Here is a 25,291-nt window from a genome sequence, read left to right as displayed (position 1 = left end):
CCAACATAAAAGGAGGAGCTGCACGATGTCTGAAAAAAGAAGCAAACATTTATTTACATCAGAGTCTGTTACGGAAGGTCATCCAGATAAAATTTGTGACCAAATTTCTGATGCCATATTAGATGCGATTTTAGAAAATGATCCAAACGCACGCGTTGCTTGTGAAACGTCTGTTACAACAGGTCTTGTACTTGTTGCTGGTGAAATTACAACGAGTACGTATGTTGATATCCCAAGCGTTGTGCGTGAGACGATTAAAGGAATTGGATATACACGCGCAAAATACGGTTTTGATGCTGAAACGTGTTCTGTTTTAACATCAATTGATGAGCAGTCAGCTGATATTGCTCAGGGAGTTGACCAAGCACTTGAGGCGCGTGAAGGTCAAATGACAGATGCGGAAATTGAAGCGATTGGTGCAGGAGATCAAGGCCTGATGTTTGGTTTTGCGACAAACGAGACCTCGGAATTAATGCCTTTACCAATCTCACTTAGTCATAAGATTGCTCGTCGTTTAACTGCGGTCCGCAAAGACGGAACACTTGAGTACTTGCGTCCAGATGGAAAAACACAAGTAACGGTTGAATACGACGAAAATGGGAAACCTGCGCGAGTTGATACAATTGTTATTTCAACACAACACGCTCCAGACACGACGCTTGAGCAAATTCAAGCAGACTTAAAAAAGCATGTTATTGAAGCAGTTGTACCAACTGAGCTAATTGATAAACAAACAAAATACTTCATTAATCCGACAGGCCGTTTTGTAATTGGTGGACCTCAAGGGGATGCGGGTCTTACAGGGCGGAAAATTATTGTAGATACGTATGGCGGTTACGCGCGCCACGGTGGTGGAGCGTTTTCTGGTAAGGATGCAACAAAAGTTGACCGTTCAGGTGCTTATGCCGCGCGTTATGTTGCGAAGAACATTGTAGCAGCAGGGTTAGCTGATAGTTGTGAAGTTCAACTTGCATACGCAATTGGTGTAGCACAACCAGTATCTATTTCAATTAATACATTTGGCACAGGAAAAGCATCAGAAGAAGTTCTAGAAGGACTGGTACGTAAGCATTTTGATCTTAGACCAGCAGGGATTATTAAAATGCTTGACTTGCGTCGCCCGATCTACAAGCAGACAGCAGCTTACGGTCATTTTGGTCGTGATGATGTGGCTTTGCCATGGGAAGCAACAGATAAAGCGGATGTTCTAAAAGCAGAAGCAAACGTATAATAAAGGAAAAGCCCCATTTGCTAAATGCAAATGGGCTTTTTTAATCTGTCATTAAATATTGAAGAAATTGATCATACAAATTAAGTTTATCGCTGAATTGACTTATAATATTGGCCTTTTTCAACATACTCACGTCGAATTCTTGCCATATCAGCTAAATCATTTTCATTTAATTCACGTACAATGTTTGCTGGTCTTCCAAAAGCGAGTACGCCAGCAGGGATGATTTTTCCAGGGGGTATAAGGCTACCTGCTCCTATAAACGCACCTTCCCCAATTTCGGCACCATCTAGAATCGTGCTTCCCATGCCAATAAGTGCATTTTTTCTAATTACTGCACTATGTAATAATACTTGATGTCCAATTGTCACATCATCTTCAATAATGAGTGGTTTATGAGGGCTTTGGTGCAGCATCGATTGGTCTTGAATATTTACACGCTCACCAATCAAAGTTGGAGACACGTCTCCACGTATCACAGTATGAAACCAAATGCTGGATTCTTTGCCGATTATAACATCACCTGTTACGATCGCTCCTTCGGCAAGATAGACGGTTGAATCGATTTTCGGGAAATTGTCACGGTACGGTATGATCATTACGGCACATCCTTTTCGTTTAGTAAAAAAACGGCTATACTTAGTTTAACGTATATTAAATTCAAGGAACAGTGTCTACTGGAGGAGGAGATGTCGTGCGCTATTTTGATGTTCCAGATGCCCGAGGCGTCGTCGTCATTGTTCATGGTGCAGGTGAGCACAGTGGTCGATACAAGTGGCTTATTGAGAAGTGGAATCACCACGGATTTGATTGCTTATTGGGGGACTTACCAGGTCAAGGAGAATCGCGTGGAAAGCGAGGACATATTGATTCATTCCATCAATACATAAAAACGGTTGATCGATGGTTGAAGCAAGCACGAACAAAGCAATTACCAATTATCCTAGTAGGACATAGTATGGGTGGTTTGATTGCCATTCGGACAATAATGGAACGTGATAATTCATTTATCCAAGCACTAGTCCTCTCATCGCCATGCTTAGAATTAAGTATGCCGGTACCGGCTCCCAAAAAAGCTGCTGCTAAAATGCTAAACCATGTCGCTCCAGGATTTAGTATGAAATCAGGTCTTGCTCCAGAATTAACAACAAGAAGTGAACAAGTCCGTGAAGAGTATGTAAGAGATCCATTACGCGTGACGAAAGTATCTGCACGCTGGTATCATGAACTAGATAAAGCAATGCGATTAACAAGGCGGTATCCAGAAAAAATGCCAAATATTCCAGTGTTACTTCTTGCGGCGGGTGAGGACTATGTCGTTGACAAGCGAGCTGGATTAGCATGGTTTAACCATTTAGATATCAATCATAAGATGTATAAGGAATGGGACGGCCTCTATCATGAGTTATATAATGAGCCAGAAAAAGAAAAAGTGTTTCATTATACAATTGGATTTGTGAATATGTTGTTTCCTTAAAGCCGAAGGAGTGTGAATGTAGTGGCCGTACCAACAAAGCCGATGCCGCTTTTATATCAAATTTACCGAGAAGTAATTCCAACTGTGAATAGCCACTATAATGCTTGGATTGATCGGGCAAAGACAATACCAAATGAAGAGCTGAGAAGCCAGGCGCTTGATGCACTTGCACGAAAAAAATTTCATTGTGAAGGTGGGGGGGTATATGGGTTAGTAGCCCGTGACCGCCAAGATGAGTTAATCCAATTTATAATTGCTTACCAGCTTATTTGCGACTATCTGGATAACTTATGTGACCAGAGTGATTCACTTGATCCAAATGATTTTGAATCGCTACATAATGCACTTTTAACAGCACTTCAGCCGGGAAAAGCTCATCCTGATTATTACGCCTTTCGTGATGAAAAAGATGATGGGGGTTATTTAAGAGCGCTAGTAGAAACATGTCAAGAAATTCTTAGTACGTTTCCTTCATTTGCTGCGCTTCAGCCTTACATGTTAAAAATGAGTGGCTTATATGCGGAGCTACAAGTGCATAAGCATGTTGAGAAAGAAGATCGTCAACCGCGCTTAGAAGCTTTCTTTGCACGCCATAAAGACGAAATGCCAGAAGGGATGACTTGGTTTGAGTTTGCTTCTTGTACGGCTTCGACTTTAGCAGTTTATACAATGGCTACTTATTCAACAAAAGCGAATATCACTGATCAGCTTGCTAAAACAATTTGTAATGGATATTTCCCGTATGTGCAAGGTATGCATATTATGCTTGATTATTTTATCGACCAAAAAGAAGACATTGAAGATGATGAAATGAATTTCTTATTTTATTATGACAGTAATGAGCAGATGGAAGAAAGATTCCGCTATTATGTGGAAAAAGCAGAAGAAAGTTTAACAATTTTGCCTGACGCTAGTTTCCACCATATGCTAATACGAGGTGTTATTGCAATCTATTTAGCCGATGAGAAAGTACAAAAAGACCCTGAAGTAAAAGCACAATCGAAAGAGATTTTTAAAACAGGGGGCGTTCATACATTCTTTTTCTTTGTGATGAATAGTCGCGTTTTCCGAAGAAAATAAACTTAGCCGTTGCTGATCTCTTTCGCTTGCGATAAACTGTGAGCAAAGGGGTGAAAAGCATGGGAAAATCAAATGCCAGAAAACAACGGGAAAAAGTTGTACGCGAGGGAAAGCGTGATCCATCGTTAAATCGTGGTATTTATGCAATGGCAAACTTATCAACTCGTCGGACGAAAACAAAAAAAGAAGCACTTCAACAGCAGTATAAAAAGACTCATCGCTTTCATTATGAAAGCGATGAGTCTTTTTTATTTTACTACACGTTTCATGTCGCGACTGACAACATCTAATTTACCTGTTTCCGGGCTAATAACGAGACCGTGAACAGATACATCAGGAGGTAAGAGTGGATGATGTAAAATGAGATCAGTACTATGTTTTACACTATCCGTTACGTCCTCAAAGCCAGTTAGGAACGAATCGATGTCAATACCTGCATATTTTAACGAATCAATATGATCCATATTAATGCCCCTGTCCTTTGCTTTCTCTAATACCGATGGGGAAGAGAGACCAGTCATGCCACAACCATAATGACCAATGACATAAACTTCTTCTGCTCCTAATTCGTAAATAGCAACAAGAATGCTACGCATAATACTACCGAATGGGTGAGAAATCACGGCACCTGCATTTTTAATAATTTTGGCGTCACCATTTTTTAAATCCATAGCTGAATGCAATAACTCAATAAGTCGTGTATCCATACACGTTAAGATGACAATTTTTTTCTGCGGAAACTTACCAACAACATACTGTTCATAGTGTTTGTTTTCTACGAAGGACTGGTTAAAAGACAAAATTGAATCAAGCTTATTCATATTTACGCTCTCCCCTTTACTAGACGTTTTTCAATGGCTGCTACAAATGGTGGATCGTTCCGTTGATTAATAAAGCCATATGTAGCAACATGGGCTTCTTCTTGTGGTAAGGATTGTATAAAACTTAACACATCGTCCTTTTCCAATTTCCCCTCAGGATGACCGTGATAAATAACGAGTACGATTAATCCTTCTGGTTTTAACTGTGCAAATAGTTGCTTGATAGCGGCGATGGTTGTTCCACCCTTTGTTGTAACATTTTTGTCCCCTTTAGGTAAATAGCCTAAATTAAAAATGGCAGCCGCAATTGTTGATTCATTGAATCGTGTGATTTCCGTTAAACGCTCGTGTCCTAATTGATGCAAATGAATATTTGAAACATGACCTGCTTCATTAAGGCGGTTTTGAGTTGCTTTAATCGCCTTTTCTTGTATGTCACAGCTTATTACTGTTCCTGTATGTCCTACAAGATCAGCTAAAAAGAGTGTATCATGTCCATTTCCAGCAGTTGCATCCACAACTGTATCACCTGGACCAGCGGCAGCTGTTAGTAGAGAACGAGCGAAGGGTAAGACTCCGAGTAGTTTCATGAAACGTCACCCCCATACCTTTTTCCTTGCCAGCTTCCGCGCTGTTTGAATTCATCTTCAATCCCATTTAAAACAGACCATTTATTCATGCTCCACATGGGACCGATTAATAAATCAGCGGGGCCATCGCCGGTTAGTCGGTGTATCATCATGTCAGGTGGGAGAAGTTCGAGTTGATCGACGACTAGTTTTGTATAGCTTTCTTGGTCCATTAATTCAACAAGCCCTTTTTCATATTGCTTGACCATCGCTGTTTTTTTTAATAAATGAAGCAAATGAATTTTAATGCCTTGTACATCAAGTTTAGCTACTTCTTCAGCTGTTTCGAGCATCATTTTAGGTGTTTCGAGTGGTAATCCATTTATAATATGAGAGCAAACACGAATGCCCCGTGCTCTCAACTTTGTAACACCTTCCTTATAACATTGAAAATCGTGTGCTCGATTAATAAGGTTAGCGGTTTTTTCATGGACGGTTTGTAAACCTAACTCCACCCATAAATACGTTCGTTCATTTAATTCAGCTAAATATTCAACTACATCATCAGGTAGGCAATCTGGTCTCGTTGCAATTGACAGACCAACAACACCTTCTTGAGCAAGGATTTCTTCAAAATAAGACCGTAATGTTTCAACAGGTGCGTATGTATTGGAATAAGCTTGGAAATAACCAATATACTTGTCCGACTTCCATTTACGCTCCATCTTATTTTTAATTGTATGGAACTGAGTTACGAGATCATCTTTGCGGTCACCTGCAAAATCTCCTGATCCGCGCTGGCTACAAAATGTACATCCACCATGGGCAACATTGCCGTCCCGATTCGGACAATCAAAGCCTGCATCTAATGCAATCTTCATTACTTTCGAGCCGAAATGTTTTTTTAAGTGGTCGTTCCATGTGTAGAAAGGCTTATCCATAAAACGTGCCGGGACTGTCAAAACTATCACCTGTTTTCAAATTGGTTTTTCGCTAATAAACAATAAAAACAGTTTACCATCAAATCGGATACTCGTCTTCCTTTATAAAAAAATGTGCTCGTTTCCAAATAAGATCCGTTTCATTCAGTTACATAAATCTAGCAGATTTTGCTCCTTGCTTATTTAACGAGAATCTTCTAAACTGATTGAGGCTAAAGAGCGTAAAAAAATAGGAGGACGGTTTATTTGCCTAAATCCATATGGATCTTAATTATTGCAACAACAATTAATATTACTGGTGCTTCTTTTTTGTGGCCGTTAAATGCCATTATAATGACACAAATGCTTGGTCAAACGCTAACGGCTTCTGGTTTTGTTTTAATGATTAATGCTGGGGCTGGCGTGCTTGGGAGCTTGATTGGCGGTCGGCTGTTTGACCGCCTCGGTGCATATAAAACGATTTTAATTGGTTCGTCGATGTCAGCTCTGTCGGCGGTATTATTAGCTAATTTTTTTGAAAGCTATATTTTATATGGATTTTTTCTTGCCTTCATGGGGTTTGGATCTGGCATGATGGCTCCCTCGATGTATGCACTCGCTGGCAGCCTTTGGCCAGAAGGCGGCAGGAAACCTTTTAATGCAATTTATGTTGCACAAAATGTGGGGGTTTCACTTGGGACAGCATTAATTGGCGTCATCACCCTTGTGCGTTTAACTGATGTTTTTATTGCGAATGCAGCTATGCATGCCTTTTTACTTGTTTATATCGCCGTTTTTTTTCGGAAGTGGCGGGGAACCGCTGGTCGTACAGCTGATTTTGATGTTGAAGTAAAAAAGAAACAACCTTTTCGATTTCAATACCGAGTACATGCTTTACTTCTAATATGTGGTGCCTTTCTTATCTCTTGGATTGGATATACTCAGTGGCAAGCTAATGTATCTGTTCATATTCAAGACTTAGGTATCTCTCTATCCTATTACAGTCTACTTTGGACAATTAATGGATTACTTATTGTCTTTGCACAGCCATTAATCTCTTGGGTAATAAAGAGATGCAAGTTAACAATTAAAGGTCAAATGACAGTAGGCATGATTATCTTTGCTTTATCCTATCTTGTTTTAACTCAAGCAGGGGTGTTTTCAATATTCCTAGTAGCTATGCTGATTTTAACGCTAGGTGAAATGTTTGTTTGGCCTGCAGTCCCAACGATTGCTAGTCAATTAGCACCACAAGGGAAGGAGGGCGCATATCAAGGAATTGTTAATAGCATTTCCACAGGAGGAAGAATGATTGGGCCACTACTAGGCGGATTAATTGTTGATTACTATTCTATTCAATTGCTGTTTCTTCTAATAAGTGCGATGCTTATTGCAACAATTCCGCTAGTCCGCTTGTATGATCGTCCGCTTGAAAAAGAAAAAATGCATAAACAATCTGCATAATTTGCCAATATGAGGTATACGCCCGCTTGACTTTGGATATGACTTTGCATACAATGAACGATATCAACCAATAGGAAAACACAAAGATAAAGGATTAGTAACATTCGTTTAGAAAACAGAGAACTGGCGGTTGGTGCAAGCCAGTCTGAAAAACGATTGTGAACTCGCCTTTTAGTGCTAAGAGTGAACCGTAGTAGTAGCTCTTGACGGAACACACCGTTATGTGGAAGCGAACAGGCGTATGTCTGTTAATGTGGGTGGCACCGCGGGAATGTATCCAAACTCTCGTCCCTTTAGGGATGAGAGTTTTTTGTGTTGTACTTGAATGGTAAAAGGAGGAAGAATGATGTCATTTTCACATCAGCGAATTGAACAAAAGTGGCAAAAATATTGGGAAGAACATAAATCATTTAAAACATTAGAAGAAGGGGACCGCCCTCATTTCTATGCTCTAGATATGTTTCCATATCCTTCAGGATCAGGACTTCATGTAGGTCATCCAGAGGGATATACGGCTACAGATATTTTATCGAGAATGAAGCGAATGCAAGGATACAACGTACTTCATCCAATGGGTTGGGACGCGTTTGGACTTCCAGCTGAACAATACGCTTTAGATACTGGAAAGCATCCAGCATCATTTACGAAACAAAATATTGATACTTTCAAGCGTCAAATAAAAGAGCTTGGGTTCTCCTATGATTGGGACCGTGAGATTAGTACAACGGACCCTGATTATTACAAATGGACGCAATGGATTTTCCTAAAGCTTTATGAAAAAGGGCTTGCTTATGTCGATGAAGTAGCTGTGAATTGGTGCCCAGCTCTTGGCACAGTACTAGCAAATGAAGAAATTGTTGATGGTGTTAGTGAACGTGGTGGGCATCCGGTTGAACGTCGTCCTATGAAGCAATGGGTTTTACGCATTACAGAATATGCTGACCGTTTGCTTGAAGACCTTAATGAACTGGACTGGCCAGAAAGCTTAAAAGATATGCAACGCAACTGGATTGGCAAATCAGAAGGTGCAGAAGTAACCTTTACTATTAACGAACATACTGTTAACGTTTTTACAACACGCCCAGACACATTGTTTGGAGCGACCTATATGGTCCTTGCTCCAGAACACAAGCTTGTTGAAGAAATTACAACTTCTGAACAACGTGCAGCCGTTGAATCTTATAAAAAACAAGTTTCATTAAAGAGTGATTTGGAGCGCACAGATTTAGCTAAAGAGAAGACAGGTGCCTTTACGGGAGCTTATGCAACAAATCCAGTTAATGGCGTAAAGATCCCGGTGTGGGTTGCTGATTATGTTTTAATTAGTTATGGAACAGGTGCCGTTATGGCTGTGCCTGCTCATGATGAGCGTGATTATGAATTTGCAAGCACATTCCAATTGCCAATTAAAGAAGTTGTTGCTGGTGGAGATACAACAAAAGAAGCATACGTGGGTGACGGTGAACATATTAATTCTGATTTCTTGAACGGATTAAACAAGCAAGACGCTATTCCTAAAATGATTGCTTGGTTAGAAGATCGTAACGCAGGTCAGAAGAAAGTTACGTATCGATTACGCGACTGGTTATTTAGTAGACAGCGTTATTGGGGTGAGCCTATTCCGATTATTCACTGGGAAGATGGGTCAATGTCAGCGATTGATGAAAGTGAGCTTCCGCTCGTATTGCCAGAGCTTGAAGAAATTAAGCCTTCTGGAACTGGGGAATCGCCACTTGCGAATGCAACGGACTGGTTAGAAGTGACTGATCCCATTACAGGTATGAAGGGGCGTCGTGAGACAAATACAATGCCACAATGGGCTGGTAGCTGCTGGTATTACTTACGTTACATCGATCCGAAAAATGATGAAATGCTTGTAGATCCAGAAAAAGTGAAGCGGTGGTTGCCGGTTGATATATATATTGGCGGGGTTGAGCACGCAGTTCTGCATTTGCTTTACGCTCGTTTCTGGCATAAATTCCTTTATGATATTGGTGTTGTGCCAACTAAAGAACCTTTCCAAAAGCTCTTTAATCAAGGAATGATCCTTGGCGATAATAACGAAAAAATGAGTAAGTCAAAAGGGAATGTGGTTAATCCAGATGACATTATCGCAAGCCATGGTGCTGACACACTTCGATTATATGAAATGTTTATGGGACCACTTGATGCTTCGATTGCTTGGTCGACAAATGGACTTGATGGTTCACGTCGTTTCTTAGAACGTGTTTGGCGTCTTATTGTCAACGAAGAAACAGGGGAATTAAATGAAAAAGTACAAGAGAGCAAGGGGAGTGACTCGCTTGTTCGTACGTACCATCAGACAGTAAAAAAAGTAACAGAAGATTATACAGAAATTCGTTTCAATACAGGTATTTCTCAGCTAATGGTGTTTGTGAACGAAGCAAATAAGCAAGACGTTCTTCCAAAAGAGTTAGCAGAAGGCTTTGTGAAACTTCTCGCACCGATCGCTCCACATATTTCAGAGGAACTATGGCAGAAGCTTGGACACGATGAGACGATTACGTATGCAGAGTGGCCAACATTTGATGAGTCAATGTTAGTTGAAAATGAGGTAGAGGTTGTTGTTCAAATTAATGGGAAAGTAAAAGCAAAGCTTGTAGTTGCAAAAGATGCGTCTAAAGATGAAATGGAAGCAGCTGCAAGAGCAGATGATAAAGTCCTAGCAGCAATTGAAGGAAAAGCAATACGGAAAATAATCGCTGTACCAGGCAAGCTAGTCAATATTGTCGTAGGTTAATAAAAAGCACCTGTTTCTAGAAACAGGTGCTTTTTTTCTTAGCTTATGACAGTTTTCCGGTTGAATGAAGGGCAGCACCTAAACCAGCTGTATACCCTGTTGAAAACGCACAAGTAATATTATAACCACCTGTATAACCATGAATATCAAGAACCTCACCGCAGAAGTATAAACCATTCTGTTTTTTTGAATGCATTGTTTTAGGCTCTATTTCTTTTACGGAAACTCCACCTCCTGTAACAAATGCTTTTTCAATGGAGAGTGTCCCATTTGCATGTAATGGAAATGCGGTAAAAGCTTGAGCTAATTGACGAAGTGCATCGTGTGGCGTATTTGCACAGACTTCATTTACTGGCGTTTTTAACTCGTCATATAAATACGTTAATAACCGTTCTGGTGCAAACCCTTTTAAAACCGTCTTTAATGCTTTCTTAGGTTCTGCTTTTATTTTTGAAAGTAATTGTTGAAAAACATCTTCATGAGATTGTCCAGGAAAGAATTGGATCGACATTGGAATCCATTGGGCGTTGTATTTTTTCAATGCTTTAACGACATATTGACTACAACGCAATGCCGCTGGCCCGGATATACCAAAGTGTGTAAAAATCATGTCTCCTTCATGCGTTTTGATTTTTTTTCCATTAGGTGCGGATACGGTCAGTTCAATCTCTCGCAAAGACAATCCTTGAAGTGCCTTTGCTTTAATAAATGCATCGGATAATGTAATTGGTACTTCCGTTGGGTACAATTCTGTAATGGTATGACCAGCTTTTTTAGCCCAAGGATAACCAGAACCGTTGCTGCCAGTATGAGGGACTGATTTGCCTCCAGTGGCGATAATTAATGTTTTCGTTCTAATCTTCTTCCCGTCGATTAAGGTAACTTCAGAAACAGAACCGTCTTCGTAAGAAACATCTGCTACCTCTGTATTTGTACGGATTTCCACTTTCAACGTGCGAATCCTATTTAATAACGTATCAACAACGGTTTGTGCTTTATCATTAATCGGAAACATGCGCCCGCGGTCTTCTTCTTTTAATTGAATACCGAGGTTTTCAAAAAAATGAATGATGTTTTCATTATCAAACACGGAAAACGGGCTATGCATAAAGCGCCCATTCCCAGGTATATGTTCTATGAGCTGTTTACGCTCCATTCGATTTGTGACATTACAACGCCCGCCTCCTGAAATAGCAAGCTTCCGACCAAGCTTATTGCCCTTATCAAGCAGCAATACGTTTGCTCCGTTTTCAGCAGCAGCCACAGAAGCCATTAATCCAGATGGGCCACCACCAATAATGATTACATCATACATATATAAACCACCTTGCTTAAAGATTCGATTCTTCTATTGTACACAAAGTCACGTAAAACAAAAGCTGTAATTCGGCAGGATTAGAAACAATTAGATCGAATTCTACAAGAACGTAGAAAAGAAAGGGTGGAGGAAGATGGTTGTTAGTGCAAAAAAAAGATTAGAAGCTATTCAAGAACAAGTCGTGAAATGGAGAAGACACTTGCATGAGTATCCAGAGCTATCATTTGAGGAAGTAGAAACACCTGCTTATATTGTCGAACAATTAAAAGGAATGGGTATTACGGATATTCAGACGGGTGTAGGGGGTCGAGGTGTTTTGGCGAAAATTACTGGCGGAAAACCTGGACCGACAATTGCGTTTCGAGCTGACTTCGATGCGTTACCAATTCAAGAAGAGAATGATGTGTTATATAAATCAAAAGTGCCTGGTAAAATGCACGCTTGCGGGCACGACGGTCATACAGCTGCACTACTTGGAGTTGCCTCGATTCTTGTGACAATTAAGGAACAACTATCAGGAAACATTGTGTTTATCTTTCAACATGCAGAAGAAAAACCTCCTGGAGGCGCAAGAGAAATGATCGCTGATGGTTGTCTTGACGAAATTGATGCTGTATTTGGCGCCCATGTCGCGAGCCAAATCCCCTTAGGAGAAATAAGTTGTACAGAAGGACCAATTATGGCGGCTGTTGATGCTTTTACAATTAACATCCAAGGCAAAGGTGGTCACGGGGCACACCCTCATACTACAGTTGACTCAATTGTTATTGGTAGCCAACTAGTAGGTGATTTGCAGACGGTTGTTAGTCGTCGTACAGATCCAATGGACCCTGCAGTTGTTACGGTAGGTGTGTTTCAATCTGGCACTGCGTTTAACGTCATAGCCGATACAGCAATAATTGAAGGAACGGTTCGAACATTTAATGAGGCAACACGTCGGTTAATTGAAGATGAAATTCGGTCAATTGTTGCTGGAAAAGAACGTGGTGCTCATGTCAGCTGCGATATTGATTATTTAAACGGGTATCCGGCTTTAATTAATCCTACGCATGAAAGTACAATTGTGCGAAAACTTGCAACGAAGGAATTTGGTGAAAAAGCTGTTATCACGGCACCACCCGCATTAGGCGGAGAGGATTTTGCTTTTTATTTGCAGCAAAAACCTGGAGCATTTTTCCATGTTGGAGCACGAACAGATGAACCTTTTACGCAGTATCCTCATCATCATCCACGATTCGACTTTGATGAACGAGCATTGTTGAATATTGGAGAACTCTTTTTAGCACTAGCAGAAGAATATGTAGGGGCATCATAATCGAAGAAGGCGGCTGGATTGATTTTTGATCTAGCCTTTTTTGAGCATGAGGAAGTTTCAATTGATTAAGTGGGATTATGTCATAAGAACGTATAAAATTGGCATAAATACGATTACAAGTAGTGTTCAGTGGGAATAGCGTTAAAAAGGAGTGTGTAAATTGAACACATATAGATTAAATACAACGAAGCATTCTGAAATGGTTGATATAACAGAACAAGTACAGTCTGCTATTGCTGAACAAGGAATTGAATCGGGAATTGCTGTGGTTCAATCTTTACATACTACCGCGGGTATTACTGTCAACGAAAATGCAGACCCGGATGTAGTGAAGGATTTTCTTAGGAGGCTTGAGGAAGTATATCCGTGGCAACACGAGAAGGACATGCATATGGAAGGAAATACAGCAGCCCACTTAAAAACATCAACGGTTGGTTCAACAGAAACGATCTTAATTGAAAACGGGAAACTGGTTCTTGGTACATGGCAAGGTATTTACTTTTGCGAATTTGATGGACCTAGACAAAATCGATCATTTGCCGTAAAGGGGATAAGCTGATGATGACGATACAAGCAAATCGTGTTTGGGATGGAAAAGCTACACTTGGAGAAGGGCCGTTTTGGGATGAAACAGATCATATGTTGCTTTGGGTCGATATTGAAGGGTATACCCTTCATTGTTTTAATCCAGATACAAAAGAAGATACAACCTTACCGTTTGCTCAACATGTAACAGCGGTAGTGAAAAAAGAAGGTGGCGGTTTGCTTTTAGCGATGCGTGACGGCATTTATTCTTACAGTCGCGATCGACTGACACCCTATTATTTACATCCTGACGAAGGAAAAAAAATTCGTTTTAATGATGCCAAATGTGACCCAGCTGGTCGTTTATGGGCCGGGACGATGGCTTTTGATGGGAAATCACCGATTGGAGAATTAGTTGTACTGGATACGAAAGAACGTATAACAAAAAAAATTGACGGACTGGCGATATCAAATGGGATGGCTTGGGATACAAAGCAACGCTTGTTTTATCATAATGAAACGGTGACTGGAGAAACAACCATTTATCGTTACAGCAACGAGTCAATAGACATTGAAAAAGTGGGGATTGTCCCGATCAATTACCGTACTTATGGCGGTGGTCCTGATGGAATGACCATTGATAACGAGGGTTATCTATGGGTTGCATTATGGGGAGCTGGAGCAGTTATAAGAGTAGACCCAATTACTGGAAATGTCGACAAAAAAATTATTGTCCCCGCATCAAATGTCACTTCATGTACGTTTGGTGGACAAGAGCTTAAGACATTGTACATTACTACGGCCGCAAAAGAAGGAGAACGAGAAAGTGGAGCTTTGTTCTCTGTTGAGTTAGAAGTAGGAGGAGCACCTTCATATCCGTACAAACCAAAGTTATTGAACGAATAAGTTGTTCGCCTCTATTTAGGCGAACATTTTTTGTGTGATTTGAACTAGGAAGAGACATTGATTGTCGAACTATGCTAAAATGCGAATGAGATCCTTTTGGATGGAAAGAACGGGGGAAGTCATGGCTGACTCGAAATTAATGCAAGGAACAAAAGCATTGACGCTTGCAACCCTTGCCTCAAAAATGTTGGGGTTTATTTATATTATTCCCTTTGTCCCGATAGTTGGTCAACAAGGGGTTGCCCTTTATCAAAATGGCTACATGCCCTATACCATTGTGTTAACACTGGCGACAATGGGTGTACCTGTGGCAATGTCTAAATATGTATCTAAATACCATGCTTTAGGCGACTATGAGACTGCTCATCGCTTATTTAAGTCAGGGATTTTTCTGATGGCGATTACTGGGTTTATTGCATTTCTTATATTATTTTTAGCCGCGCCTTTTTTAGCTACGATCAGTTATAAACCGCAGCCCAATGATTTATATACGTTCGATGATGTAGTCTTTGTCATTCGTATGGTAAGTGTTGCTTTGCTTATTATTCCGATCATGGCTATTTTACGAGGCTATTTACAAGGTTTCCAACAAATGGTTCCTACTTCTGTTTCGCAAGTGATTGAACAGATTGTACGCATCCTATTTATTCTTACAGCTGCGTTTGTCGTGATGCGCTTAGGAAGTGGGGACATGCCGTTAGCTGTAGGGTTTGCGACATTTGGTGCATTTATCGGTGGTTTTGGCGGTTTAGCTGTTCTTATCTGGTATTATTTGAAACAAAGAGCGGCTATATTGGAGAAAGTTAATCAAACAAAGAATACGGTAAAAACAAGACAATCTTTACCGAAAATGTACAAAGAACTCATTTCCTATGCGCTGCCGTTTTCATTTGTTGGTTTATCGATTCCTTTGTTTCAAAACGTTGATGTTTATACGATTGAAGGAGCAATGACTGCTGCTGGACAAGGAGAGGATGGAAAAGTCTTTGTTGCGGTATTAACTGGAATGGCGCATAAAATCGTATTAATTCCAATGGCGCTTGCTACTGCCTTGTCCATAACGTTGGTGCCAACGATTACAAAAGCATATACAACGGGGAATACGAACTTGCTGCAAGGCTATATTACTCAGACATATCAAGTGATATTATTTGTTACCGTTCCAGCTACAGTTGGGATGGCGGTACTTGCAGAACCCATTTACTTTGCGTTGTTTGGTCAACCGGCTAGCTTTGAACTCGGAGTTGAAACGCTGCGCTATTATGCTCCATCTGCATTATTCTTTGCCATTTACGCGGTAACAGGTGCAATTTTGCAAGGGATGAACAGGCAAAAAAATGCCGTGCTGTCTTTAGTTATCGCATTGCTGTTAAAACTTGGATTGACATACCTTTTTATCATCTGGTTTGGTCCATATGGAGCGATTTGGACAACTTATATTGGCTTTGGAGCTGGAATTGCTTTAAATGTATACGCAATCGGTAGATTTGCAAAGTATGATTACACATTCGTATTTCGTAGAGCGTTGCTGATCTTCATTTTCACAGCAATTATGGGTGTTGCTGTATGGGTTGTGGGAGCAGGGTTCTCTAATTTACTACCTGATTTATCTAGACTTGCAACATTCGGTCCACTTTTAATTAGTGTCGGTGTCGGGGTTATCGTTTATTTCTATTTAGCTATCCGGTCACATTTAGCTGGGAAAATATTAGGTGATCGGTTTAAGTTATAGGGGAGAAAACGCTGGAACAGATGTTTCAGCGTTTCTTTTTTCACAGGTTTCCCATAAACTAGATGATTTTCGACATTTGTTTATCAGAAAACCCTCTTTTTCCATGGGACAAGCTCTGATATAATTAAGCCAGTTTATCCCCGGCAGCAAAGGTCTGTCTGGGTGATATCGAGCCCGTAGGAGGACCGAATGAATTATTCTTTTCGTAAAGACAATGACTGGGTATTAATTGGTGCAACCGCTGTTCTTACCTTATTTGGTCTTTTAATGGTATATAGTGCAAGTTATGTCGAAGGGTATTTTTTACCGGAACCTAATCCGTTTAACTATGTCACAAGACAAATCATTTGGTTAACATTATCTGTTTTTTTGTTTGTTTTTGTCATGCATTTCCAATATAGGCATTACAGAAAATTGACACCATTTATTATTGCTATTTCGTTTTTCTTACTCGTTTTAGTCGTTTTTATTGGAACTGGTGCTGAAGTTGGCTCTAGAAGGTGGATTCGGATTGGACCAATGAATTTACAACCTTCCGAGTTTGTGAAAATAGGAATGATTATTTACTTAGCACATGTTTATTCACGTAAACAAGCGTATATCGATAATTTTATTAATGGAGTTATGCCGCCGTTAATTATTGTGGGATTAGTTTTTGCCCTTATCATGCGTCAGCCTGATTTAGGTACAGCTACTTCTATCATGCTTACAGCAATTTTAATTGTTTTTATTTCAGGTGCGAGATGGAAACATTTAATTGGGCTTGCTGGGGTAGGAGCATTTGTTTTTACTTTGCTCGCTGTTTTTGAACCGTACCGACTTGAACGCTTGACCTCCTTTGTGAATCCGTTTGCCGATCCGATGGGAGATGGGTACCAATTAATTAATGGCTATTTAGCAATTGCTAATGGTGGTCTTAGCGGTCTTGGTCTGGGTCAAAGTTTACAAAAAATGAGGTCTTTACCAGAAGGACATACAGATTTTATACTAGCGGTCATTTCTGAAGAGTTAGGTTTTTTAGGGATTTTACTAGTCTTTCTTTGTTACGGGATTATTTTGTTTCGAGGAATTTCGATTGGTGCAAAATGTAAAAGCCCTTTTGGTAGTTTGCTTGCATTTGGAATTGTATTTCAGTTAGCCATTCAAATTATCTTTAACGTTGGAGCAGTATCAGGTATGCTGCCAATCACTGGGATCACGCTCCCACTTGTTTCATATGGAGGAACTTCACTTCTAGTTACACTAATTAGTATCGCTATATTGGCGAATATCCACCAAAACAATAAGCGGCAGGAAAGAAAGCAAGAAAGAGAAGATGAATCGCTAAGTGCATAGTGTAATGGAGGCTTTACATGGAAAGAAAACAAACGGGGTTAGATTACACACTTCTATTCCTTATATTTTTATTGATGTGCATCAGTTTAGTTGCAATTTATAGTGGAGCAGGACAATACTTTGCCGATGATCCAACTTATTACGTTGTTCGTCAGCTTGTCTGGTATGGAGTTGGAGCGGTTATTATCACCGCTGTTATGTTGCTTGATTTCGATTTCTATAAGAATTTAACGATTCCATTTTATGCAATTGGCATGGTTTTGCTTCTTGCCGTTGAATTTTTTGGGACTGAAAGAAACGGCGCACAGCGGTGGATTTTTGGCATCCAACCATCAGAGTTTATGAAAGTTTTTCTGATTCTGGCTCTTGCTCATTTGCTTTATCGATTAACAAAAGACCGTCAAGATTTTAGCTTGAAAGCAGATATTATTGTGTTAGCGAAAATATTGGCTGTAAGTCTCCCGCCATTTTTACTGATATTAAAACAACCCGACCTCGGTACCGCTTTAGTAATTGCGGCGATCATTGGCACAATGCTATTAATGTCAGGTGTGCGTTGGCGGTTATTATTGTCTTTAGTCGGAACAGCCGTTTTTTTCGTTGCCTTTATGATCTATATGCATCAATTTCACTTTGACTTTTTTAGTGAATATTTAATAGAACCCCACCAACTATCTCGGATTTACGGTTGGCTTGACCCTGATGGAGATACTAGTGGAATAGGTTATCAATTAAACCAAGCGATATTGGGGATTGGATCGGGGCAACTGTTTGGCAGTGGATTTATGGAAGGAATGCAGACTCAAAGTGATGTTATTCCAGAAATCCATACAGATTTCATTTTCACAGTCATTGGGGAAGAGTTTGGTTTTCTTGGTGCGATGGTATTGCTGGTTGTTTACTTCCTTTTGTTCTATCGCATGATTATGATTGCATTAACATGTAACAATTTGTTTGGTTCGTACTTAGTATCTGGTGTTGTTGGTTTACTTGTCTTTCAAGTATTCCAAAACATCGCCATGACAATTGGTTTAATGCCTATTACAGGGCTTGCGCTTCCATTTATTAGTTACGGTGGTAGTGCTTTGTTAACAAATATGATCGCTATTGGAATCGTATTGAATGTTCATTATCGTACGAGAGAATATATGTTTAAAAGTGAAGAGAATTACAGTTGAAAAGAGCCGTACCGCTCTTTTCAATTTTTTTGTTGGCTGGACGATGGAAAGGGGGATTTTTGGATGAGAATTGATAAGTTGTTAGCTGATGCAGGTTATGGCACAAGATCTGAATTAAAAAAAGCATTAAAAAAAGGTGTTGTTTATGTGGATGAACAACAAGTGAAAGACCCTAAAACAAGAGTGAACCCCAATCAACGTATTACTTTTAAGGGAATTCAAGTTCACTATCAGGAACATGTCTATTTAATGTTAAACAAACCTAAAGGTGTAATATCAGCAACAAAAGACAGGGTTCATCAAACAGTGATTGATTTAATTGCAAAAGAATGGGGGCATATGGATGTTTTTCCTATTGGCCGACTGGATAAAGATACAGAAGGATTGTTGCTGTTAACAACGGACGGTGGCTTCTCTCATGACTTAATGTCGCCAAAAAAACATGTAAGAAAGACCTATCGTGCTCTTGTCGAGGGCTCTGTAACTGAAGAGGACATCGCTTCTTTCCGACAAGGTGTGAAATTGGCTGATGGATATGTGACAAAAACAGCTCAGCTTAAGGTTGAAAAGGTAGATGAAAAGCAATCCATCATTACCGTGGAGATAACGGAAGGAAAGTATCATCAAGTGAAGCGGATGTTTGAGGCAGTAGGTAAGCGAGTTATTGAATTGGAGCGATTACAAATCGGAGGTCTGAAACTTGATCAAACGTTAAAAAGAGGAGAGTTCCGTGAGCTTTCTGAGGAGGAAATAGAGTGTACGAAAAACGGGTAAAACAAAAAGGAAAGGCCGGGCATGGAGACATGTTCCAAGTGGCCTTCCCTTTTCTTATTAAGATACTTTCGTTTTTTTGCTTGTTGCTTTCCATTTGCCACGAGCAGAACTTGTCACAAGGTTGTTATACTCAAGTACATTTAAATCCCTCTGCACGGTGCGCTGAGTGATGCCGAACTCTTCAACTAATTCATTCGTCGTGACAGTTCCCTTCTGTTTGATGTACAAGTAGATGGACTTAATTCGAGTCAGCATACGATCAGTTGAAGTTTGCAAAAAACCACTCCTTCTTCATCTTCGTCTCTAATACCTATACCTATCCTATGCATTATCATTTATAGAAGAACAGTAAAAGACCATGTGCATATTTGGTTAGGTGAGGCGATGGTCCTATGTTTTCGTGCATCTGCTCATTTGCAGATAAATCTGCTTTTATGAGACACTTATAGTGTACACTATAAAGAATAAAAGAGCAAAGAAGAAACCATGTAAAATGTTGGGTTATTTTCCTGCATTCCATATGAATGAAAGGCAAAAACCGAACAATGTTGAAAAGGAAAGTGAAAATAGATGGGAAGCGGTTGCGTTCCTAAACAACCTTTGAGTAAACAGTCGGATTTCCTAAACAGGTCTTTTTAATTGTTTGTTCCTGCTTTATAAAAAATCACATTGACTTTTTAGTCGTTCCTGCGTTCAATAGCATTAAAAGTAGCTTGATTAAAGTAACACGAGTAATAAAAAACTGCATTTGAAATTGTTAGCTATTAGCTAACAATTCCGTGTGCAGTTAAGTGGTGTTAATTAAAAGAGAAATAAGTCGGTTGATAAGTAACGTTCCCCAGTGTCACAAGCAATAGCTACAACATGGTCATTATTACTTAACGTTTTTGCCAATTCCAATGCGGCAAAACAAGCCGCTCCAGATGATGGCCCAACAAGAATGCCTTCCAACCTAGCTAAGTCTCTAGTTGTTTTGTATGCATTCTCATCGTCGATCCGTTTGATGTCATTGTAAATGTTTTCATTCAAAATCGGTGGGATAAAACCAGGGCTTGTTCCAACTAATTTATGGGGACCTGGTTTCCCTCCTGATAAAACAGGAGATCCAGCAGGTTCAACAACATGGATAGTCACATCTGGATAAAGTTCTTTTAATGTTTCGCCAGTACCAGTAATCGTTCCACCGGTTCCTGATGCTGCAACAAATGCGGACAATGATGCGCCAATAGAGTCTAAGCTTTTTTTAATTTCAAGCGCTGTTGTATGACGATGAGCTTCTGGATTTGCTTCATTTTCAAATTGCATCGGCATGTACGAGTTTGGAATTTCATTTGCAAGTTGCTTAGCACGATCGATTGCTCCAGGCATTTTTTTGTCGCCTTCTGTTAAAACAACCTCTGCTCCATATGCTTTTAATAAATTGATTCGTTCTTGGCTCATTGTATCAGGCATAACAAGAATAGCTCTATAACCACGCGCGGCGGCATTCATCGCAAGACCAATGCCTGTATTTCCACTGGTTGGCTCAATGATGGTTGAATTCTCTTTTAAGAGACCGTCTTTTTCAGCTTGTTCAATCATAGATAAGGCTGCACGATCTTTTACGCTGCCACTTGGGTTAAACATTTCCAATTTCAAATAAACTGCTGCACCATTTGGATCAGCAAGCTTATTTAAGCGGATTAAAGGCGTATTACCAATTAATTCCGCGATGTTGTTAACAACTTTCATCTCAATCACCTCTTTAAAGATCCATTTTTTTAGTTTAACATAAATGAGTATAAAACATGCCGATAAGAACTAGACTGGCTTTAGGATAGGCAATTTTGGAGGATAGTCATGGAAAGACCGCATTATTTTTTAGCATTGTACCCATCGTCTCGATTTAGAGAGGAGCTTTATTCATATGTGTCAACAACTTTTCATAACGATACGTTTAACCGGTGGGTTCATAAAGATGACTATCATTTGACTTATCACTTCTTTGGGTATTTAACGGATAAAACCATTAAAAAAATGATAGAACCAATACGTAATTGTATCTCTCAGTTTACCCCGTTTTTTATTCAGTTTAATCATTTAGGTGTATTTGGACGTGAATCACATCCACGCATTTTATGGGTTGGTCCTACTCATATGAACGAACAAATGAGTGAGTCTTATAGCAAAATGAATCTTTTTTTAGAAGAAAATAGGTTCTCGATTAATCACAAACCATTTGTTCCCCATGTGACAGTTGCGCGTAAATGGATACAAGAAGCAGTCTATGATGGTTCTATTGCACCGTCATTTTTAATTGAAGAAGAATTTACAGAGCTAAGTTTGTTTCGGACACATATGAACAGGAATCCAAAATACGAACGCATTGCGGTGTTCCCTTTTCAACAAAGGAGGACGCATTCATGACTCGTTTTCTACGAATTCTTACGCAAGTAGCGGGTCTTTATTTGTTTCACCTTCTTGGTACAGGATTGACATTTTGGTTAAATATACCTATTTCTGGAAGTTTAATTGGGATGATCCTTTTATTTATGCTACTTTGGTTAAAGATCTTACCCGAAGCATGGCTTCAAGAAGGAGCGAATGTTCTTCTTGCTTTTTTACCTGTATTTTTTGTGCCAATTACAGCGGGTATAATGAATGAACCATCCTTATTTACGCTTCAAGGGCTCTTGTTAATCCTTGTCACGTTTACAAGCACGTGTGTGTTAATTGTTGTAAGTGGACACATTGGGCAGTATTTAGCAAAGCAAAAGGAAGGAGCGGTTAAACGAGATGACAACAACTTTATTTCTCGGTCTGATCGTTAATAGCGCCACAATCGTTGTATTTCTACTCGCTCGTAAGCTTTACCGCTTAAAACCTTCCGTCTTACTGTTACCCCTTATTGTTACCACGGTCTTAACTGTTATAGTTTTATTGTTTATGGACTACTCTTATGAGCACTATGTTGACCTTACTAATGTGCTGTCAGGATTACTTGGGCCAGCAGTAGTTGCACTAGCGTATCCGCTTTATAGGCAATTGCCTTTAATTAAGGTATATCTTCGTCCGCTAAGTATTAGCCTGTTAATCGGGGCGGTTGCTGGAGTTGTTAGTGGATGGGGACTTGGTGTGTTATTTGGACTTAACGATGAATTTTTAGCTCCTTTGTTAACGAAATCTGTTACTGCACCAGTTGCAATGGATATTGCTGCAATCTTAGAAGCGAACCAAACTTTAGCTGCAATTTTAGTGACAGTTGCGGGGTTAACAGGGGCTGTGTTAGCCTCATCCTTGTTTAAATGGACAAAAATTGACCATGTAATTGGTAGAGGCTTAGGTTATGGAATTGGTTCTCACGCTATAGGTACAGCAAGGGCACTCGATAATTCAGAACTCGAGGGAGCGATATCTTCTGTGGCAATGACGGTTTGTGCAGTAATCGTTTCACTAGTGGCGCCGCTTTTTGCGATGATTGTATTTTAAACATTGAAAGACGGTTTGTTAAGAGCTATAATAAAAAAGTCGTGTTTTAAAAACGTGTAAATATAAGCAATCTTTTCAAGCGAAACGAAAAGATTGCTTTCTTCTGTCTACAGCTGTTCAGTAAAAAGGAGGAATTGGATGCATCAGAGCAGCTTACCATCGATAAACGATTACAATTGGCGGGTACGGAAAGTGTTTAATTGGATAGGCACTCATGAATACATGGTTGAGTTGTTGAGTTTGGAAGAGTGTGTGGGATTTGGTGATACATTTAGTGAAGCAAAGCGAAATATGGAAGATAGCATGAAGCTTTATATTCAGCGAAATGGTGTCTATGGATTGCCTGAACCGTACGTGTCAGCTCAATTGATTGTACTTGAAGAGCCAATGTCACACGAGGAATTTTCTTATATAAACCAAGAGCTAATAGCTCTTGATCAAGGGTAAGGATTTATCCAACTAAAATCAAACGATTGCCTACCGCTGTCGCTAGAATTGTGGTCATATGTTTATGAACCTACTGTTCTATTTGTATGGCCCTCATCTGCGTCCCACGTCTAACAATCGTGTTTTTTAGTCTGGGCCGATTATACCGTCAACAAAAAGCATGTAAGGCTACATGCTTTTTTGTTTTGGCCATTCAATCAAGGGGAATTATTGTTTAGAAAAAGGAGCTATTAAGATGGAAAATAAACGAGTTGTCGTGACTGGTGGAGCAAATGGTATTGGTAAAGGAGTGGTGAATGCTTTTTTAAGAGCTGGGGCTAAAGTGTTTGTTTTAGATATTAACTGTGAAGAGAATAGTGATGGAGACATTCATTATATCAAAACAGATGTAAGGAGAGAAAAGGATATAAAAGAAGCGTTTGACTGGATTAAAGCACACTTTGGTCCTGTTCATATTCTTATAAACAATGCAGGGGTGTCCGCATTCAAACCTTTTTTAGAGTTGAGTCTAGATGATTGGAATGATGTATTGCAGACCAATTTGACTAGCGTTTTTCTGGTGTCAAAAGAAGCGGTAAAACAAATGCAAGAAACAAAGATTGCTTGTAGCATTGTAAACATTTCTTCGACTCGAGCAGATATGTCAGAACCAGGTTCTGAAGCGTATGCGGCTACAAAAGGGGGGATTAAAGCATTAACACATGCGATGGCGCTATCTCTTGAAGAATTGAATATTACAGTGAATGCAATTGCTCCTGGTTGGATTCATACGGCTGACAGCGAATTGAGGGAAGTCGATCACAAGCAGCATCCGTCTAAACGGGTTGGAAAACCAGACGATATTGCACGAGCTTGTTTATTTCTAACTGATAGTAAAAATGATTTTATTAATGGAGAAACCATCATTATTGATGGTGGTATGACCAAAAAAATGATGTATGAACATTAAATAAAAGCTTGGACAGATCTGCTTACGCGAAAACTGAATAAAACCCCCTCCGAAGTTTTTCTGTCAGAGGGAGTTTAAGAAGTAAAGTATTGTAGATTCACTCAAATATTAAAACGCAATTGTCTTGTTTGTATGGACGAGAAGTTGATCATTTAGGTGCCAACCAACTGCCCGGGCAAGTGCGATACGTTCAATATTTCTTCCTGCAACTCGTAAATCGGTGACAGTGTGGCGATGATTTACTCGTAAAACATCCTGTTCAATAATTGGACCTTCATCCAAATCGTCTGTGACGTAATGGGCGGTAGCTCCAATTAATTTCACACCCCTTTCAAAAGCCTTTGCATAAGGGTTTGCACCGATAAACGCTGGTAAAAAGGAATGGTGAATGTTAATGATTTGTTGTGGGAATTCAGAGACAAAGTCTGGCGAAAGAATTTGCATATAACGAGCGAGCACAATGAGTTCAATATTGTGCTCTTTAAGTAACTTAATCGCTTTTTGTTCAGCTTCCTTGCGGTTAGCTTTAGTTGAAGCGATGTGGTGGAAAGGTATGCCGTAAGACTCAACCTCCTCTCGATTATCTGGGTGATTGCTTATGACTAATGGAATATCGGCCACTAGTTCACCAGCACGCCACTTCCAAAGCAATTCAGATAAGCAGTGGTTTTCTTTTGATACAAAGATCGCCATCTGTTTTTTTCGTGATGCCTTCTCCAGTTTATAAGTAAATTCGTGTGTTTTTGCTAATTCAGTGAATGCAGACTCTATCGTTTGAAAAGGAGATTTTTCTTCGTTCCAATCAAACTCGATCCTCATGAAGAACATGCCGCCCTCTGGATCCGTTGAGTATTGATCCGACTGGACAATATTAGCATGATGTTCAAATAATAAAGTCGAAATATGAGCAACAACTCCTGGGCGGTCTTGACAAGAAACGAGCAAGCGTGCTCGTTGTTCATGGTTTGTAACGTTCAATTTCAATAATCCTCCGTTCGTGCATTTCTGTGTCCTCATGATT

At 39.8% G+C, this 25,291-nt stretch carries 26 protein-coding genes and 1 other annotated feature; of the genes, 18 read left to right on the top strand and 8 right to left on the bottom strand.

Annotated features, from left to right (window positions below):
* Window positions 1-25: 25 nt before the first annotated feature.
* Window positions 26-1,231 (top strand): methionine adenosyltransferase, encoded by a 1,206-nt coding sequence (metK, locus tag BK584_RS07380; protein ID WP_078392005.1) that lies wholly within the window; start codon window positions 26-28, stop codon window positions 1,229-1,231.
* Window positions 1,232-1,317: 86 nt separating this feature from the next.
* Here the strand turns inward: metK and BK584_RS07375 are convergent, their stop codons facing one another.
* Window positions 1,318-1,830, bottom strand: a complete 513-nt coding sequence (locus BK584_RS07375; RefSeq protein ID WP_078392004.1) for a gamma carbonic anhydrase — start codon at window positions 1,828-1,830, stop codon at window positions 1,318-1,320.
* A gap of 95 nt (window positions 1,831-1,925) precedes the next feature.
* Between BK584_RS07375 and BK584_RS07370 the strand changes: the two genes are divergently transcribed.
* The 3 genes from BK584_RS07370 to brfA are packed head-to-tail and all read left to right on the top strand — an operon-like array spanning window position 1,926 to window position 4,078.
* On the top strand, window positions 1,926-2,708 hold the full coding sequence (locus tag BK584_RS07370; RefSeq protein ID WP_078392003.1) for an alpha/beta hydrolase: 783 nt from the start codon (window positions 1,926-1,928) through the stop codon (window positions 2,706-2,708).
* Between the two features lie 21 nt (window positions 2,709-2,729).
* On the top strand, window positions 2,730-3,788 hold the full coding sequence (locus BK584_RS07365; RefSeq protein WP_078392002.1) for a tetraprenyl-beta-curcumene synthase family protein: 1,059 nt from the start codon (window positions 2,730-2,732) through the stop codon (window positions 3,786-3,788).
* Between the two features lie 59 nt (window positions 3,789-3,847).
* Window positions 3,848-4,078 carry a ribosome rescue factor BrfA gene (brfA, locus tag BK584_RS07360; protein ID WP_078392001.1) on the top strand — a complete coding sequence of 77 codons (231 nt, stop codon included), beginning with the start codon at window positions 3,848-3,850 and terminating at the stop codon, window positions 4,076-4,078.
* Here the strand turns inward: brfA and BK584_RS07355 are convergent.
* From BK584_RS07355 to mnmL, 3 genes are read right to left on the bottom strand one after another with little or no spacing between them, the layout of a single operon-like run.
* Window positions 4,037-4,609, bottom strand: coding sequence for a beta-class carbonic anhydrase (locus tag BK584_RS07355; RefSeq protein WP_078392000.1), 573 nt, complete (start codon window positions 4,607-4,609; stop codon window positions 4,037-4,039). The genes brfA and BK584_RS07355 overlap by 42 nt on opposite strands.
* Window positions 4,610-4,611: 2 nt before the next feature.
* On the bottom strand, window positions 4,612-5,199 hold the full coding sequence (gene mnmM / locus BK584_RS07350) for a tRNA 5-(aminomethyl)-2-thiouridylate-methyltransferase MnmM (protein ID WP_078391999.1): 588 nt from the start codon (window positions 5,197-5,199) through the stop codon (window positions 4,612-4,614).
* Entirely contained in the window at window positions 5,196-6,119 is a 924-nt protein-coding gene (gene mnmL / locus BK584_RS07345; RefSeq protein WP_078395450.1) for a tRNA modification radical SAM protein MnmL/YtqA, read from the bottom strand. The genes mnmM and mnmL overlap by 4 nt, the downstream gene beginning before the upstream one ends.
* A 246-nt stretch (window positions 6,120-6,365) precedes the next feature.
* On the opposite strand from mnmL, the gene BK584_RS07340 reads away from it, so the two are divergent.
* Both BK584_RS07340 and leuS read left to right on the top strand, forming a co-directional pair.
* The gene (locus tag BK584_RS07340) at window positions 6,366-7,562 is read left to right on the top strand and encodes an MDR family MFS transporter (protein WP_078391998.1); all 1,197 of its coding nucleotides are present in this window, start codon (window positions 6,366-6,368) and stop codon (window positions 7,560-7,562) included.
* Between the two features lie 74 nt (window positions 7,563-7,636).
* Window positions 7,637-7,858 (top strand) — a binding site (T-box leader).
* Between the two features lie 50 nt (window positions 7,859-7,908).
* The gene (gene leuS, locus BK584_RS07335) at window positions 7,909-10,323 is read left to right on the top strand and encodes a leucine--tRNA ligase (RefSeq protein WP_078391997.1); all 2,415 of its coding nucleotides are present in this window, start codon (window positions 7,909-7,911) and stop codon (window positions 10,321-10,323) included.
* A 43-nt stretch (window positions 10,324-10,366) separates the two neighbouring features.
* Here leuS and BK584_RS07330 read toward each other — a convergent pair whose 3' ends face one another.
* Window positions 10,367-11,638 (bottom strand): BaiN/RdsA family NAD(P)/FAD-dependent oxidoreductase, encoded by a 1,272-nt coding sequence (locus tag BK584_RS07330; protein WP_078391996.1) that lies wholly within the window; start codon window positions 11,636-11,638, stop codon window positions 10,367-10,369.
* A 136-nt stretch (window positions 11,639-11,774) separates the two neighbouring features.
* On the opposite strand from BK584_RS07330, the gene BK584_RS07325 reads away from it, so the two are divergent.
* The 7 genes from BK584_RS07325 (at window position 11,775) to BK584_RS07295 (ending at window position 19,406) form a co-directional block, all read left to right on the top strand.
* On the top strand, window positions 11,775-12,956 hold the full coding sequence (locus tag BK584_RS07325) for a M20 metallopeptidase family protein (protein WP_078391995.1): 1,182 nt from the start codon (window positions 11,775-11,777) through the stop codon (window positions 12,954-12,956).
* A 160-nt stretch (window positions 12,957-13,116) separates the two neighbouring features.
* Window positions 13,117-13,515, top strand: coding sequence for a secondary thiamine-phosphate synthase enzyme YjbQ (locus BK584_RS07320; protein WP_078391994.1), 399 nt, complete (start codon window positions 13,117-13,119; stop codon window positions 13,513-13,515).
* The gene (locus tag BK584_RS07315; RefSeq protein ID WP_078391993.1) at window positions 13,515-14,387 is read left to right on the top strand and encodes an SMP-30/gluconolactonase/LRE family protein; all 873 of its coding nucleotides are present in this window, start codon (window positions 13,515-13,517) and stop codon (window positions 14,385-14,387) included. Before BK584_RS07320 ends, BK584_RS07315 begins: the two co-directional genes overlap by 1 nt.
* Before the next feature lie 121 nt (window positions 14,388-14,508).
* Window positions 14,509-16,119 carry a putative polysaccharide biosynthesis protein gene (locus BK584_RS07310; protein WP_078395448.1) on the top strand — a complete coding sequence of 537 codons (1,611 nt, stop codon included), beginning with the start codon at window positions 14,509-14,511 and terminating at the stop codon, window positions 16,117-16,119.
* 189 nt (window positions 16,120-16,308) lie between these two features.
* The gene (ftsW, locus tag BK584_RS07305) at window positions 16,309-17,454 is read left to right on the top strand and encodes a putative lipid II flippase FtsW (RefSeq protein ID WP_078391992.1); all 1,146 of its coding nucleotides are present in this window, start codon (window positions 16,309-16,311) and stop codon (window positions 17,452-17,454) included.
* Window positions 17,455-17,471: 17 nt separating this feature from the next.
* Window positions 17,472-18,632, top strand: coding sequence for a rod shape-determining protein RodA (rodA, locus tag BK584_RS07300; RefSeq protein ID WP_078391991.1), 1,161 nt, complete (start codon window positions 17,472-17,474; stop codon window positions 18,630-18,632).
* 63 nt (window positions 18,633-18,695) lie between these two features.
* Complete coding sequence (locus BK584_RS07295) at window positions 18,696-19,406, top strand: pseudouridine synthase (RefSeq protein ID WP_078391990.1); 711 nt, start codon at window positions 18,696-18,698, stop codon at window positions 19,404-19,406.
* A 57-nt stretch (window positions 19,407-19,463) separates the two neighbouring features.
* Here BK584_RS07295 and BK584_RS07290 read toward each other — a convergent pair whose 3' ends face one another.
* Window positions 19,464-19,682, bottom strand: a complete 219-nt coding sequence (locus tag BK584_RS07290) for a DeoR family transcriptional regulator (RefSeq protein ID WP_011247639.1) — start codon at window positions 19,680-19,682, stop codon at window positions 19,464-19,466.
* Window positions 19,683-20,207: 525 nt separating this feature from the next.
* Window positions 20,208-21,137: a cysteine synthase A gene (cysK, locus tag BK584_RS07285; protein WP_078391989.1), complete on the bottom strand. Its 930-nt coding sequence runs from the start codon at window positions 21,135-21,137 to the stop codon at window positions 20,208-20,210.
* Window positions 21,138-21,245: 108 nt separating this feature from the next.
* Here cysK and thpR point away from each other — a divergent pair, with 108 nt between their 5' ends.
* The 5 genes from thpR to BK584_RS07260 all read left to right on the top strand — a co-directional run bounded on the left by thpR (window position 21,246) and on the right by BK584_RS07260 (window position 24,270).
* Window positions 21,246-21,812 (top strand): RNA 2',3'-cyclic phosphodiesterase, encoded by a 567-nt coding sequence (gene thpR, locus BK584_RS07280; protein ID WP_078391988.1) that lies wholly within the window; start codon window positions 21,246-21,248, stop codon window positions 21,810-21,812.
* Window positions 21,809-22,216, top strand: a complete 408-nt coding sequence (locus BK584_RS07275; RefSeq protein WP_078391987.1) for a CidA/LrgA family protein — start codon at window positions 21,809-21,811, stop codon at window positions 22,214-22,216. The genes thpR and BK584_RS07275 overlap by 4 nt, the downstream gene beginning before the upstream one ends.
* Entirely contained in the window at window positions 22,182-22,874 is a 693-nt protein-coding gene (locus tag BK584_RS07270; RefSeq protein ID WP_078391986.1) for an LrgB family protein, read from the top strand. The genes BK584_RS07275 and BK584_RS07270 overlap by 35 nt, the downstream gene beginning before the upstream one ends.
* Window positions 22,875-23,012: 138 nt before the next feature.
* Window positions 23,013-23,321, top strand: a complete 309-nt coding sequence (locus tag BK584_RS07265; protein ID WP_078391985.1) for a hypothetical protein — start codon at window positions 23,013-23,015, stop codon at window positions 23,319-23,321.
* 235 nt (window positions 23,322-23,556) lie between these two features.
* Window positions 23,557-24,270, top strand: coding sequence for an SDR family NAD(P)-dependent oxidoreductase (locus BK584_RS07260; protein WP_078391984.1), 714 nt, complete (start codon window positions 23,557-23,559; stop codon window positions 24,268-24,270).
* A 108-nt stretch (window positions 24,271-24,378) separates the two neighbouring features.
* Here the strand turns inward: BK584_RS07260 and purU are convergent, their stop codons facing one another.
* Window positions 24,379-25,287, bottom strand: coding sequence for a formyltetrahydrofolate deformylase (gene purU, locus BK584_RS07255; RefSeq protein ID WP_078391983.1), 909 nt, complete (start codon window positions 25,285-25,287; stop codon window positions 24,379-24,381).
* Window positions 25,288-25,291: the final 4 nt, after the last annotated feature.

This window comes from Shouchella patagoniensis (genome assembly GCF_002019705.1).
GTDB lineage: Bacteria > Bacillota > Bacilli > Bacillales > Bacillaceae_D > Shouchella > Shouchella patagoniensis.
The sequence above is the reverse complement of the archived record's forward strand: the minus strand, read 5'-3'. Positions and strand labels throughout refer to the sequence as shown.

Excerpts from the sequence above, each read along its gene's own strand:
- metK (WP_078392005.1), top strand. The coding sequence starts at position 26 with ATGTCTGAAAAAAGAAGCAAACATTTATTTACATCAGAGTCTGTTACG.
- BK584_RS07375 (WP_078392004.1), bottom strand. The coding sequence starts at position 1,830 with ATGATCATACCGTACCGTGACAATTTCCCGAAAATCGATTCAACCGTC.
- brfA (WP_078392001.1), top strand. The coding sequence starts at position 3,848 with ATGGGAAAATCAAATGCCAGAAAACAACGGGAAAAAGTTGTACGCGAG.
- BK584_RS07355 (WP_078392000.1), bottom strand. The coding sequence starts at position 4,609 with ATGAATAAGCTTGATTCAATTTTGTCTTTTAACCAGTCCTTCGTAGAA.
- mnmM (WP_078391999.1), bottom strand. The coding sequence starts at position 5,199 with ATGAAACTACTCGGAGTCTTACCCTTCGCTCGTTCTCTACTAACAGCT.
- mnmL (WP_078395450.1), bottom strand. The coding sequence starts at position 6,119 with ATGGATAAGCCTTTCTACACATGGAACGACCACTTAAAAAAACATTTC.
- leuS (WP_078391997.1), top strand. The coding sequence starts at position 7,909 with ATGTCATTTTCACATCAGCGAATTGAACAAAAGTGGCAAAAATATTGG.
- BK584_RS07330 (WP_078391996.1), bottom strand. The coding sequence starts at position 11,638 with ATGTATGATGTAATCATTATTGGTGGTGGCCCATCTGGATTAATGGCT.
- BK584_RS07325 (WP_078391995.1), top strand. The coding sequence starts at position 11,775 with ATGGTTGTTAGTGCAAAAAAAAGATTAGAAGCTATTCAAGAACAAGTC.
- BK584_RS07315 (WP_078391993.1), top strand. The coding sequence starts at position 13,515 with ATGATGACGATACAAGCAAATCGTGTTTGGGATGGAAAAGCTACACTT.
- BK584_RS07310 (WP_078395448.1), top strand. The coding sequence starts at position 14,509 with ATGGCTGACTCGAAATTAATGCAAGGAACAAAAGCATTGACGCTTGCA.
- ftsW (WP_078391992.1), top strand. The coding sequence starts at position 16,309 with ATGAATTATTCTTTTCGTAAAGACAATGACTGGGTATTAATTGGTGCA.
- rodA (WP_078391991.1), top strand. The coding sequence starts at position 17,472 with ATGGAAAGAAAACAAACGGGGTTAGATTACACACTTCTATTCCTTATA.
- BK584_RS07295 (WP_078391990.1), top strand. The coding sequence starts at position 18,696 with ATGAGAATTGATAAGTTGTTAGCTGATGCAGGTTATGGCACAAGATCT.
- cysK (WP_078391989.1), bottom strand. The coding sequence starts at position 21,137 with ATGAAAGTTGTTAACAACATCGCGGAATTAATTGGTAATACGCCTTTA.
- thpR (WP_078391988.1), top strand. The coding sequence starts at position 21,246 with ATGGAAAGACCGCATTATTTTTTAGCATTGTACCCATCGTCTCGATTT.
- BK584_RS07275 (WP_078391987.1), top strand. The coding sequence starts at position 21,809 with ATGACTCGTTTTCTACGAATTCTTACGCAAGTAGCGGGTCTTTATTTG.
- BK584_RS07270 (WP_078391986.1), top strand. The coding sequence starts at position 22,182 with ATGACAACAACTTTATTTCTCGGTCTGATCGTTAATAGCGCCACAATC.
- BK584_RS07265 (WP_078391985.1), top strand. The coding sequence starts at position 23,013 with ATGCATCAGAGCAGCTTACCATCGATAAACGATTACAATTGGCGGGTA.
- BK584_RS07260 (WP_078391984.1), top strand. The coding sequence starts at position 23,557 with ATGGAAAATAAACGAGTTGTCGTGACTGGTGGAGCAAATGGTATTGGT.
- purU (WP_078391983.1), bottom strand. The coding sequence starts at position 25,287 with ATGAGGACACAGAAATGCACGAACGGAGGATTATTGAAATTGAACGTT.